The following is an 11,190-nucleotide window of genomic DNA, read 5'->3' on the forward strand; positions in this document are numbered from 1 at the left end:
GGGCACGACGCGGTGCACCCGGCCACTCCACCCTACGTGCGGCTACGCCACGCGCGAACCCGCTCCGCCGTCGTCGGGCCCGGCCGCATAGGCTGGGGCGATGACCGAGAACGCGACCGAGGGCACCCGCCAGACCGTGATGATCGCGGCGTTCGAGGGCTGGAACGACGCGGGGAGCGCCGCCACGGCCGCCCTCCAGCACCTGCACGAGGTGTGGGGGGCCGAGGACGTGGACGAGCTCGACCCCGAGGAGTACCACGACTTCCAGGTGAACCGCCCGGTCGTCACGACCGACGACGAAGGGCTCCGCGAGATCACGTGGCCGACGACGACGATCGCGTCCGCGGTCCTGTCGCCCGGCGGGCGCCGGGTCGTGCTCGTGCACGGCATCGAACCGTCGATGCGGTGGCGCCGGTACTGCCGCGAGCTGCTCGACATCGCGGAGGAGCACGACGTGCGCACGGTCGTCACGCTCGGCGCGCTGCTCGCGGACGTGCCGCACACGCGGCCCATCCCCATGACGGCGACGTCGGAGAGCGTCGGGCTCCAGGCGGTGCTCGACGTCGAGCCGAGCACGTACGAGGGGCCGACGGGCATCGTCGGGGTGCTCCAGCACGCCGCCGCCGAGCGCGGGCTCCAGTCGGTGTCGCTGTGGGCGGCGGTGCCGCACTACGTGGCGCACCCGCCGTCGCCGAAGGCGACGCTCGCGATCCTCGCGCGCATCGAGGAGCTCCTCTCGGAGCCGATCCCGCTCGGAGACCTGCCCGAGGACGCCGAGGCCTGGCAGCACGGCGTCGACGAGCTCGCCGCGGAGGACACCGAGATCGCGGAGTACGTCCAGCAGCTCGAGGAGGCGAAGGACACGGCGGAGCTGCCCGAGGCGAGCGGTGAGGCGATCGCGCGCGAGTTCGAGCGCTACCTGCGCCGCCGCGACCGCGGCAACCCGGGCAAGGGGCCGACCGTCTGACGCAGCCGCGCCGTCGCGGGCGTGCGGCGCCGCGTCAGAGACGCACGCCGAGCAGGGCGTTGACCGCGCGCGCGACGACGCCCGGCGCGCCCTCGTCGTCACCGGACGTGTCGCGCCCGGGACGCAGCGACTCCGCGGCCCACGCGTCGACGGCCGCGAGCGCCGCGGGCGCGTCCAGGTCGGCGGCGAGCGCGGCGCGCACGGCGGCGAGCGTCGCGGTGGCATCGGGACCGCCGTTGCCGGAGACGGCGTCGCGCCAGGTCTCCAGGCGGCGCACGCCGGCGGGCAGGTCGTCGTCGGTCCACTCCCACTCGCCGCGGTAGTGGTGCGCGAGCAGCGCGAGGCGGATCGCCATGGGGTCCACGCCCGTCGCACGCAGCTTCGAGACGAGCACGAGGTTGCCGCGCGACTTGCTCATCTTCTCGCCTTCGTACGCGACGAGGCCGGCGTGGACGTGGGCGCGGGGCGCGCCGCCGCCGGAGAGCATGCGGTCGTGCGACGACGACATCTCGTGGTGCGGGAACAGCAGGTCCGCTCCCCCGCCCTGCACGTCGAACGGCAGGCCGAGCCCGTCGCGCGAGATCACGGCGCACTCGACGTGCCACCCCGGTCGCCCGGTGCCGAGCGCGCCGCCGTCCCACGCGGGCTCGCCCGGGCGCTCACGACGCCAGAGGAGCGGGTCGAGCGCGTCCTTCTTGCCCTCGCGGTCGGGGTCGCCCCCGCGCTCGGCGAAGAGGTGCTGCATGACGTCGCGCGCGAGGCGCGAGACCGACCCGAACGCGGGGTCGGCCGAGAGGTCGGCGTAGACGTCGCCGAGCCCCGGGTCGGTCCCGCCCGCCCCGGGCTCGACCGGCACCCGGTAGGCGAGCCCGGCGTCGAGGAGCTGGGTGACCGCCTCGACGACGGCGGGGATCGTCTCGACGGCGCCCTCGTAGACGTCCGGCGGGACGACGCCGAGCGCCGTCATGTCCTCGGCGAAGAGCGCCGTCTGGTCGACGGCGAGCGCGCGCCAGTCGACGCCGGTCGCGGCGGCGCGCTCGAGCAGCGGGTCGTCGACGTCCGTGACGTTCGACGCGTACCGCACGCGCTGGCCGGCGTCCGTCCACGCGCGCACGAGCAGGTCGAACGCGACGTAGGTGGCCGCGTGGCCGATGTGGGTCGCGTCGTACGGCGTGATGCCGCACACGTAGAGGGTGGCGTCCTCGCCCGAGGCCGCCACGACGAGCTCGCGGGTCGTCGAGTCGTGCACCCGGACCGGGAGGCCTCGTCCGGGGAGCTCGGGGATCTGCGGGGCGGGCCAGCTGTGCACGCGTCAACCTTAGCCGTCGGGACGTCGGCACCGGACCGTCGTCCGGAAGCCGGGCACCCCGCGCACCCGGCCCCGACCGCGCCCGGGCGGCGATCTCGCGCGCCCGGGCAGGTCCGAGCCGGGCGCGGGACAATGCGGACGTGACGAAGCCCACCGACCCCCGAGTCGACGCCCCGCGGGACGGGTCGAGCGACGACGGCCCGCTGCTCCCCGGCGTCCGCGTGCTGGCGGCATGGACCGTGGACCCGGGAGCGGCCGGGGTGCGCGAGATCGACCCCGGCGCGCTCGGGGACGCGCGCGCCGTGGACGACGCGGCCCGCGACCACGAGGACGGCGACCGCGAGGACCGCCCGGCCGCGCGGGGCCCGGCGACGTGGGCGCGGGTCGCCGACCTCGACGCCGTGCTCGACGCCGCGGCCCGGGTCTCGACGGGACCCGGGCCGACGCGCCTCGAGCTGTCCCGGCACGCGCACCATCCCCTCGCGCACGTGCGCCGCCTCGCGGCCGACTGGCTCCTGCTCGTCACGCCGACGGCGTGGTTCACGGAGGTGGACCGTCAGGTACGCACCGGCCAGTTCGCCGCGCTGCTCGGGCCGGGGACCGTCGTCACCGCCGAGGAGGGGGACGCCGACGTGCACGCGACCATGCTCGACAAGCTCGCCGCCCCGGGCGACCCACGGGGCACGCCCGTCCAGCGGATCGTGTCCGCCGCCGTCCTGGCGATCGTGGGCGGGGCGTCGCAGGTCGAGCTCGGCCTGGGAGACGCGGTCGCGGACACGGAGCGGGTCGTGTTCGACCAGCAGCGGGAGGACCCGGTCGAGCGCATCTACGACCTCAAGCGTGAGATCACCGAGGCGCGGCGCGCGCTCATGCCCGTCTCGGCCGAGCTGCCCGAGCTCCTCGACCCCGACGTGCCCGACCATCTCGCGGTGAACCGGCGCATGCTCGAGCGCGTGGTGACGACCGTCGAGCGGATCGACCGTCACCTCGACGCGCACGACGACCTGCTCTCGGACATGCTCCAGGTCCACATGTCCCAGGTGTCGGTGCGCCAGAACGAGGACATGCGCAAGATCTCGGCCTGGGCCGCGATCCTCGTGTACCCGACGATCGTCGCGGGGGTCTACGGCATGAACTTCCGGAACATGCCCGAGCTGCACTGGGCGTTCGGCTACCCGTTCGCGCTCGGGCTCATGGCCGCCGGCTGCCTGGTGCTCTATCGCGTGTTCAAGCGGGTCGGCTGGCTCTGACCGCGGCTCACGGGGTGGACGCGGCGGTCCCCCCGGGCTCGAGCACGCCGGTGAGCAGGAGCAGCACGACGAGCGCCGCGACCACCAGGCGGTAGACCACGAACGGCGTGTAGCTGAACGTCGAGACGATCTTGAGGAACGCGATGATGACGAAGTACCCGACGACGAACGCGACGAGCGTGGCGATGAGGGTCGCTCCCGCGCCGGGCGCGCCGGGCGCCGGCTCGTCCGCGGACTTGAAGAGCTGGTAGAAGCCCGAGCCCATGACCGCGGGGATCGCGAGCAGGAACGAGTAGCGCGCCGCGGCCTCGCGCGTGAACCCCATGAGGAGTCCCGCCGTGATCGTGCCGCCGGACCGGGAGACGCCCGGGACGAGCGCGAGCGCCTGCGCGAACCCGAAGGCGACCGCCTGGCCGGGCGAGAGCTCGCGCAGCGTGCGCCGCTTGGCGCCGATCCGGTCCGCCCAGCCGAGCAGGAGCGCGAAGACGGCGAGCATGAGCGCGGTGAGGTAGAGGTTGCGGAACGTGTTCTCGATCGCGTCCTGGAAGAGCAAGCCGAGGACGACGATCGGGACGGAGCCCAGGGCGATGTACCAGGCCATCGCGGCGTCGTGGTCGTGCCTGCCGAGACGCGCCTTCCAGTCCGTCCCGTGGTCGCCGCGCACGGAGCGCCACCACGCCGCGCAGATCCGCGCGATGTCGCGACGGAAGTACAGGAGGACCGCCGTCTCGGTCCCGATCTGGGTGATCGCCGTGAAGGCGGCCCCCGGGTCCTGCGAGCCGATGAGCTCGCCCACGATGCGCAGGTGCGCGCTCGAGGAGATCGGGAGGAACTCGGTCAGGCCCTGGACGAGGCCGAGGAGGACGGCTTCCCACGCGTTCACGAGCGGCCACGATACCCGCTCGGGCAAGCCCTCTCGGCACCTCGTCGGCGGGTCGGCGCCCCCGGATGAACGCCGGGCGACGGGCGCGTGAACGCCGTCCCGCGTACCTGGCCGGCGGGCCCCGGGGCGCAGGGTGAACCTCGCGGCTCCCGGCGCCCGCCGCGCGCCCCGACGGTCGCGGAGCAGGGTCCGCCGGTACCCTCGGCTCCCATGGAACACCGCCACCTCGGCAGCACCGGCCTGCGCGTGTCCGAGCTCGGCCTCGGCACCATGACGTGGGCCCGGGACACGGACGAGCTCGACGCCGCCGAGCAGCTGCGCGACTTCGTCGACGCGGGCGGGACCCTCGTCGACACCGCCGCCTCGTACGCCGACGGGGACGCCGAGTCGCTGCTCGGGTCGCTGCTGGGGTCGAAGGTCGACCGGCGCGAGGTGCTCCTGTGCACCAAGGCCGGCGTGCGCCGCACGGCGCAGGGCCCGGTCGTCGACGCGTCCCGCGGGGCGCTCCTCGACTCGCTGGACGACTCGCTGTCGCGCCTGGGCACCGACCACGTCGACCTGTTCCTCGTGCACGCGCCCGACCCGAGCACCCCGTTCACCGAGACGCTCTCCGCGCTGCGCCACGCCGTGACGTCCGGGCGCGCGCGCTACGTCGGCCTGTCCAACCACCCCGCGTGGGCGACCGCGCGTGCCGCGACCCTGCTCGGCGGTGCGGACGACGTCGGTCTCGCCGCGGTCGAGCTCGAGTACTCGCTGCTCCAGCGCGGCGCGGAGCGGGAGGTCGTGCCGGCGGCCGAGGCGCTCGGCCTCGGGCTGCTCGCCTGGTCGCCGCTGGGGCGGGGCGTGCTCACGGGCAAGTACCGCCGCTCGCTCCCCGCGGACTCGCGCGGTGCGTCCCCGCACCTGTCCGCGTTCGTCGAGCCCTACCTGGACCAGTCCTCGTCGGGGATCGTCGAGGCCGTCGTCACCGCGGCCGACGGGCTGGGCCGCGCCCCGCTCGACGTCGCGCTGTCGTGGCTCCTCGGCCGCCCCACCGTGGCGAGCGCGATCGTCGGCGCGCGGACCCCCGCCCAGCTCCGGACGTCGCTCGCCGCGACCGACCTCGAGCTGCCCGACGCGGTCCGTGCGGCGCTCGACGACGTGAGCGACCTGGAGGTCGGCTACCCCGAGCGGTGGTGACGCCGGAGCGTCAGCGCGCGCCGTCGGTCTCGAGCTCGCCGGTCAGGACGTCGTCGTCGAGCGTGTCGTCGAGGTCGTCGACCTCGTCCTCCTCCTCGTCGTCGTCCTCGTCGTCCTCGTCGTCCTCCTCCGCGAGGTAGAACGGCGTCGCCTCCCCGTGCACCTGACCGAGGGCCTCGTCATAGACCTCGAAGGCGTCCGCGAGCACGTAGTAGGCGTCGTCGACGGAGGGGTCGTCCTCCCCGCGGCGTGCGGCGACGGCGTTGTAGTGGGCCTCGAGCGCGGCGATGAACCGGTCGAGCGCGGCACGCGGGTCAGCGGTCATACCCTGACGGTAGCGCCGAGAGGGGCACAATGGCACTCGTTAGTCGAGCAGGTTCTTCCCGCCCGGCCGACGACCGAGACAGGCGAGAGAGGACGGTGGCACGTGGAGGAGAGGCCGACGTCACGTCGGCGGTCCGGATGGGCCGCGCACGGCGGGCAGTACGAGTACCGCGTCCTGACGATCGACCGCTCCACGAGCCGGTCGGACGCGAGCAGGCTGCTCACCGACGAGGCCGAGTACGGGCGCTGGGAGCTCGCCCGCACCCGGCTCTACGTCGGGGGCGAGCGCCGCGTCTGGCTGCGCCGCAAGATCATCCGGGTCAGCTCGACCCTGTGACTCCAGGACCATGAGGAGCCCCGGGGGCGCGCCGTCGGGCGTCTTCACCAAATCCCGAACCGGCGCGCCCCCGGGGTTCTTCACGTGCGAGGCGGCGGGGCTGGCCTGGCTCGACGTCGCATGCGGGCCCCGTGTCGCCCGGGTCCTCGACGTGCGCCCGACGGGCCTCGACCTCGAACGCGTCCTGCCTGCCGCGCCGACGCCCGCGGCGGCGCACGCGTTCGGCCGGGCGCTCGCCGTCGTGCACGACGCCGGCGCCCCCGCGTGGGGCGCGCCGCCACCAGGGTGGACGGGCGACGGGTTCTTCGGTCCGCTCGACGACCCGCTGCCGATGCCGACGGGCTCCTGGCCCGACTGGCCGACCTTCTACGCCGAGGCACGCCTGGTCCCGGTCGCACGGCAGGGCCGGGACCGTGGCGCGCTCGACGCCGACGACGTGCACCTGCTCGAGCGGCTCGGCGGGAGCCTTGCGGACCTCGCGCGACCCGCGCTCGACGACTCGCCCGCGCGCGTGCACGGCGACCTGTGGTCGGGCAACGTGCTGTGGTCCCCGCTCGGCCCCGGCCCGGGCGGGCGTCCGGGCGGCGTCGAGGCGGTGCTGATCGACCCCGCCGCGCACGGCGGGCACCGCGAGGCCGATCTGGCGATGCTCGCGCTGTTCGGTGCGCCCTTCCTCGACGAGATCGTCGCCGGGTACGACGCCGCGCACCCGCTCGCGCGCGGGTGGCGGCACCGGGTCGCGCTGCACCAGGTGTACCCGGTCGCCGTGCACGCGGTGCTGTTCGGCGGCGGCTACCGCGCGCAGCTCCGCTCGTCGGTCCGGGCGCTGCTCGGCAACGGCTGAGCGGTCGACCAGGACGGCGTCAGCAGGTGCGCAGCAGGCGGTCCAGCACGCGCACGCCGAAGCGCAGCGAGTCGACCGGGACGCGCTCGTCGACGCCGTGGAACATGCCGGAGAAGTCGAGGTCGCCGGGCAGGCGGAGCGGCGCGAAGCCGTAGCCCGTGATGCCGAGGCGCGCGAGCGACTTGTTGTCCGTGCCGCCTGACAGCGTGTACGGCAGCACTGTCGCCTCGGGATCCTCGGCGAGCAGCGAGTCGACCATCGCGTCGACCAGGTCGCCCTCGAACGGCACCTCGAGCGCGATGTCCCGGTGGATCTCCTCGACCCGCACGTGCTCGCCCGCGAGCGCGCGCAGCGTCGCGAACCCCTCCTCCTCGTGCCCGGGGAGCAGGCGCGCGTCGATCGCCGCCTCGGCCCGACCCGGGATGACGTTGGCCTTGTACCCGGCGGTGAGCTGCGTCGGGTTCGACGTGTGGCGCACCGTCGCCCCGACGAACCGCGACGCGGGGCCGAGCGCGGCGACGAGCGCCGCGACCGACGACGGGTCCTCCGGGTCGTACCGGAGCCCGGTGAGGTCGGCGACGCCCCGGAGCAGCTTGTCGACCGTCGGCGTGAGCGTGTGGGGCCAGTGGTGGGCCCCGATGCGCGCGACCGCCTCCGCGAGCCGCGTCACCGCGTTGTCGTCGTTCACCTGCGACCCGTGGCCCGCACGGCCCTCCGCGACGAGGCGCAGCCACGCGATGCCCTTCTCCGCCGTCTGGAGCAGGTAGGCCCGCCGGCCGCCCACCTCGACCGAGAACCCGCCGACCTCGCTGATCGCCTCGGTCGCGCCCTCGAACAGCTCGGGCCGGTGGTCGACGGCGTAGCGCGCCCCGTACACGCCGCCCGCCTCCTCGTCGGCGAAGAACGCGACCACGACGTCGCGCGCAGGCTTGCGCCCCTCGCGCGCCATCTGGCGCACGACCGCGAGGATCATCGCGTCCATGTCCTTCATGTCGACGGCGCCTCGGCCCCACAGCAGGCCGTCGATCTCCTCGCCCGCGAACGGGTCCACCGACCAGTCCGCCGCCTGCGCCGGCACGACGTCGAGGTGCCCGTGCAGCACGAGCGCCGGCCGCGTCGGGTCCGCGCCCTCCAGGCGCACGACGACGCTCGCCCGTCCGGGCTCTGACTCGAACAGCTCCGGCTCGAGCCCGACCTCATGCAGCAGCCCCATGACGTACTCCGCCGCGCGGCGCTCGCCCGGACCGGTCCCGTCGCCGAAGTTCGACGTGTCGATCCGGAGCAGCTCCCGGCAGATCCGCACCACCTCGTCCTCCGCGCGCGGCACGGCGCCGGAGGTGACGTCGTTCGCCGGGGTGCGGGCGCTGGCCAGGGAGTCCGGGTGAGGAGCGGTCATGGCCACACGCTACCCGCCGCCGTCGTCGCGCCCGACCGGCTCGACGACCCTCCCACATCTCGGACGCCCGTCGCCGGCCGAGCATGCGGTCGCAGCTCGTCCAGCGTCCGGACCGGTCCGCAACCGCATGCTCGGGCCGCGTGGGTCAGTGGCCGTCGTGCGGGGCGGGGTCGGGGCGGCGGGGTCCGGTGCCGTCGCCCGGGAGCGCGTCCGCGTCGTGGTCGGGGTGGGTGGCGCCGTCGGGCACGTCGATGCGGGACGGCGCCTGCTCGCCCGGGGCGACGACGACGAGCTGGCCCATCATGCCGCGGTCCTCGTGCGTGAGGAGGTGGCAGTGGAACATGTACGGGGTGGTCGGGTCGGTCGTGCCCTCGGCGGGGTCGAACCGGACGAGCAGGCGCGTCACGCGCCCCGGCTGCACGTAGACCGTGTCCTGCCACCCGGCGAGGTCCGGACCCGGCGGCTGGCCCGCGACGTCGAGGACGCGGAACTGGACGTCGTGCACGTGGAAGTTGTGCGGGGTGTCGTCGAGCCCGGTGACCTCCCACACCTCGGTCTCGCCGGCCGTGACGACCTCGTCGATCCGCGCCATGTCCATGGAGCGTCCGTTGATGGCGGTCCCGGCGAGCTGGAAGCGGCGGGTGCGCACGGCGTCGGACTCGTCGAGCGCGTCCGCGGGGTCGGTGGCGCCGAGCGTGCCGGGGACGTCGGGGCTCGGCTCGAGCGTGCCGGCCGCGCGGAGCTCGAGGAGGTCGAGCGTGTCGTCGCCGCCCGAGAACCGCTCGAACAGCGGGTTCACGCCCAGCTCGGGCGGGAAGCTGCGCAGGACCGCGCGCTGCCCCGGGGCCAGGGTCACGACGACCTCCGCACGGTCGCCCGGGGAGAGGCGCACGCGCTCGACCGTCCGCGGGGCGGGGAGCAGCCCGCCGTCGGTCCCGACGAGCTGGACCGGGCCGCCGTCGGCGAGGCCGACGTCGTAGACGCGCGAGTCGGAGCCGTTGAGCAGGCGCAGGCGGACGCGCTCGGTCGTCACGCCGAGGTACGGCCCGGGGGTGCCGTTGACGAGGACGGCGTCGCCGAGGGCGCCGACCGGCGACAGGAAGGAGACGGCGTCGTCGAGCCGTCCGTCGGCGTGGAAGCTCTTGTCCTGGAGGATGACGGGGACGTCGTCGACGCCGTACTCGTGGGGCAGGTCGGCGGCGGGGCCGTCGGCCGCGGCCGGGTCGTCGAGGAGGAACATCCCCGCGAGCCCCCGGTACACCTGGCTCGCGGTCTGCCCGTGCAGGTGCGGGTGGTACCAGAGCGTCGCGGCAGGCTGGTCGATCGTCCACGTGGGCGACCACGTCTCGCCCGGCTCGACCATCTGGTGGGGGCCGCCGTCCATCGCGGGCGGCAGGTGCATGCCGTGCCAGTGGAGCGTCGTCGTCTCGTCGAGGGCGTTCGTCACGTCGACGCGCACGCGCTCGCCGCGCGCGGCCCGCAGGGTGGGACCCAGGTAGTCGCCGTTCAGCCCGATCGTCGGGGTGGGGGCGGACGCGCCGAGGTCGGTGACGCCCTCGCGCGCCTCGAGCTCGAAGACGCGCACGCCGTCCTCGACCCGGGACTCCGCGAGCGGCGGGACGGCGAGCGGCCGCGTGAACTCCACGGCTCCCGCGGTGCTCGTCGCGGCCCGCGCCCACGCGACGCCCACGACCGCGACGACCGCCCCGACGAACAGCAGCGCGACGAGCCCGAGCACGACGAGGACGCGCGCCAGCGGGCTGCGCCGCCGTCGCGGACGACGTCCGGGCGGTCCGACAAGTGCCCCGGGGTCCGGGGGGACGGCGGGCGGCGGGGTGGTGTACGTGGTCGTCATCGGGTCTTCTCCAGGGTGGACGACGGCGGGCGGCGGGTGCGGTCCGACGGCGGCCCGGTGGTGCGGGCGACGCTGTCGACGCTAGGGACCGGGCGGTGCCGGGCGCGTCCGCTCGGAAGCGTACGCACGCCCGGAACCGACCCCGAGCGCACGGGGTCGTGGCTCGGGGTGGTGCCGGGGACGGGGCGGTCGCGGAGTCGGGGGGTCGGGGTGGCGCGGAGAGCCGTCGGCCCCTCGGGCCTCAACGGCGTCGGGCCGTGAGGAGACCGAGCGCCACGGCCCCCGCGAGCGCGCCCCAGGCCGCGTTGGTGAGCAGCATCGGGACGATCGCGACGGGGTGCGCGACGGGGCCCTGGAGCTCGCCGGTGAGGACCGGCGAGAGCACGGCGCTGAGGATCAGCGCGAGGACGCCGTAGGCGAGCCCGACGGCCACGCCGGTCGCGAGCGGGTGCGCCGGGCGGGCGAGGACGATCGCGCCGACCCACACGACCGTGAGCACGAGGGTCGTGAGCAGCGGCGCGGCGGGCCGGCCGATCGCCTCGTCGAGGCCGGTGACGCTCAGGAGCGGTCGGACGAGCGCGAGCGCGCCGAGCCCGAGGACGAGCGGCCAGCTCAGCGAGCGGACGGTCTCGCCGAGCGCGGCGCGGGGAGCGGGTGCCGGCGCCACCGACCGTCCGGGCGGAACAGCGGGACCGGGCGGGACCGGACCACCAGGTGGGCCGGACGAAGCGGGCGAGACGGACGACGCGGGTGAGGTCGGGCGGTCCGGTGCGGGGCCGGGAGTCGGGTTCATGCCGTCGACGCTAGGGAGCGGCGGTGCGGCGCCGCGTCCGCCCGGGCGCGCGA

The 11,190-nt window shown here is 75.3% G+C and carries 11 protein-coding genes; 5 read left to right on the plus strand and 6 right to left on the minus strand.

What is annotated here, in order from left to right:
- The first annotated feature begins 100 nt into the window (after positions 1–100).
- On the plus strand, positions 101–967 hold the full coding sequence (locus tag ACFVN3_RS07445) for a PAC2 family protein (RefSeq protein WP_378232132.1): 867 nt from the start codon (positions 101–103) through the stop codon (positions 965–967).
- A 34-nt stretch (positions 968–1,001) separates the two neighbouring features.
- On the opposite strand, the gene mshC is transcribed toward ACFVN3_RS07445, so the two are convergent.
- Positions 1,002–2,276, minus strand: a complete 1,275-nt coding sequence (mshC, locus tag ACFVN3_RS07450; RefSeq protein ID WP_378232133.1) for a cysteine--1-D-myo-inosityl 2-amino-2-deoxy-alpha-D-glucopyranoside ligase — start codon at positions 2,274–2,276, stop codon at positions 1,002–1,004.
- A 140-nt stretch (positions 2,277–2,416) separates the two neighbouring features.
- Here mshC and ACFVN3_RS07455 point away from each other — a divergent pair, with 140 nt between their 5' ends.
- On the plus strand, positions 2,417–3,526 hold the full coding sequence (locus ACFVN3_RS07455; RefSeq protein WP_378232134.1) for a magnesium and cobalt transport protein CorA: 1,110 nt from the start codon (positions 2,417–2,419) through the stop codon (positions 3,524–3,526).
- A 7-nt stretch (positions 3,527–3,533) separates the two neighbouring features.
- Here the strand turns inward: ACFVN3_RS07455 and ACFVN3_RS07460 are convergent, their stop codons facing one another.
- On the minus strand, positions 3,534–4,409 hold the full coding sequence (locus tag ACFVN3_RS07460; RefSeq protein ID WP_378232135.1) for an undecaprenyl-diphosphate phosphatase: 876 nt from the start codon (positions 4,407–4,409) through the stop codon (positions 3,534–3,536).
- A gap of 210 nt (positions 4,410–4,619) precedes the next feature.
- Between ACFVN3_RS07460 and ACFVN3_RS07465 the strand changes: the two genes are divergently transcribed.
- On the plus strand, positions 4,620–5,588 hold the full coding sequence (locus tag ACFVN3_RS07465; protein ID WP_378232136.1) for an aldo/keto reductase: 969 nt from the start codon (positions 4,620–4,622) through the stop codon (positions 5,586–5,588).
- A gap of 10 nt (positions 5,589–5,598) precedes the next feature.
- Here ACFVN3_RS07465 and ACFVN3_RS07470 read toward each other — a convergent pair whose 3' ends face one another.
- On the minus strand, positions 5,599–5,913 hold the full coding sequence (locus tag ACFVN3_RS07470) for a primosomal protein (protein WP_378232137.1): 315 nt from the start codon (positions 5,911–5,913) through the stop codon (positions 5,599–5,601).
- A 102-nt stretch (positions 5,914–6,015) separates the two neighbouring features.
- On the opposite strand from ACFVN3_RS07470, the gene ACFVN3_RS07475 reads away from it, so the two are divergent.
- Together ACFVN3_RS07475 and ACFVN3_RS07480 are read left to right on the plus strand one after the other, a co-directional pair.
- On the plus strand, positions 6,016–6,249 hold the full coding sequence (locus tag ACFVN3_RS07475; protein ID WP_009861400.1) for a DUF5703 family protein: 234 nt from the start codon (positions 6,016–6,018) through the stop codon (positions 6,247–6,249).
- 10 nt (positions 6,250–6,259) lie between these two features.
- The gene (locus ACFVN3_RS07480) at positions 6,260–7,093 is read left to right on the plus strand and encodes a fructosamine kinase family protein (RefSeq protein WP_378232138.1); all 834 of its coding nucleotides are present in this window, start codon (positions 6,260–6,262) and stop codon (positions 7,091–7,093) included.
- Positions 7,094–7,112: 19 nt separating this feature from the next.
- Here ACFVN3_RS07480 and ACFVN3_RS07485 read toward each other — a convergent pair whose 3' ends face one another.
- The 3 genes from ACFVN3_RS07485 to ACFVN3_RS07495 form a co-directional block, all read right to left on the minus strand.
- Positions 7,113–8,489, minus strand: a complete 1,377-nt coding sequence (locus tag ACFVN3_RS07485) for a M20/M25/M40 family metallo-hydrolase (RefSeq protein WP_378232139.1) — start codon at positions 8,487–8,489, stop codon at positions 7,113–7,115.
- A gap of 145 nt (positions 8,490–8,634) precedes the next feature.
- Positions 8,635–10,344 carry a multicopper oxidase family protein gene (locus ACFVN3_RS07490; protein WP_378232140.1) on the minus strand — a complete coding sequence of 570 codons (1,710 nt, stop codon included), beginning with the start codon at positions 10,342–10,344 and terminating at the stop codon, positions 8,635–8,637.
- A gap of 241 nt (positions 10,345–10,585) precedes the next feature.
- A complete protein-coding gene (locus tag ACFVN3_RS07495) occupies positions 10,586–11,011 on the minus strand; it encodes a hypothetical protein (protein ID WP_378232141.1) in 426 nt (141 codons plus the stop codon).
- Positions 11,012–11,190: the final 179 nt, after the last annotated feature.

Source organism: Cellulosimicrobium sp. NPDC057862, from assembly GCF_042797035.1.
Classification (GTDB): Bacteria; Actinomycetota; Actinomycetes; order Actinomycetales; family Cellulomonadaceae; genus Cellulosimicrobium.

Excerpts from the sequence above, each read along its gene's own strand:
- ACFVN3_RS07445 (WP_378232132.1), top strand. The coding sequence starts at position 101 with ATGACCGAGAACGCGACCGAGGGCACCCGCCAGACCGTGATGATCGCG.
- ACFVN3_RS07465 (WP_378232136.1), top strand. The coding sequence starts at position 4,620 with ATGGAACACCGCCACCTCGGCAGCACCGGCCTGCGCGTGTCCGAGCTC.
- ACFVN3_RS07470 (WP_378232137.1), bottom strand. The coding sequence starts at position 5,913 with ATGACCGCTGACCCGCGTGCCGCGCTCGACCGGTTCATCGCCGCGCTC.
- ACFVN3_RS07480 (WP_378232138.1), top strand. The coding sequence starts at position 6,260 with ATGAGGAGCCCCGGGGGCGCGCCGTCGGGCGTCTTCACCAAATCCCGA.
- ACFVN3_RS07485 (WP_378232139.1), bottom strand. The coding sequence starts at position 8,489 with ATGACCGCTCCTCACCCGGACTCCCTGGCCAGCGCCCGCACCCCGGCG.
- ACFVN3_RS07490 (WP_378232140.1), bottom strand. The coding sequence starts at position 10,344 with ATGACGACCACGTACACCACCCCGCCGCCCGCCGTCCCCCCGGACCCC.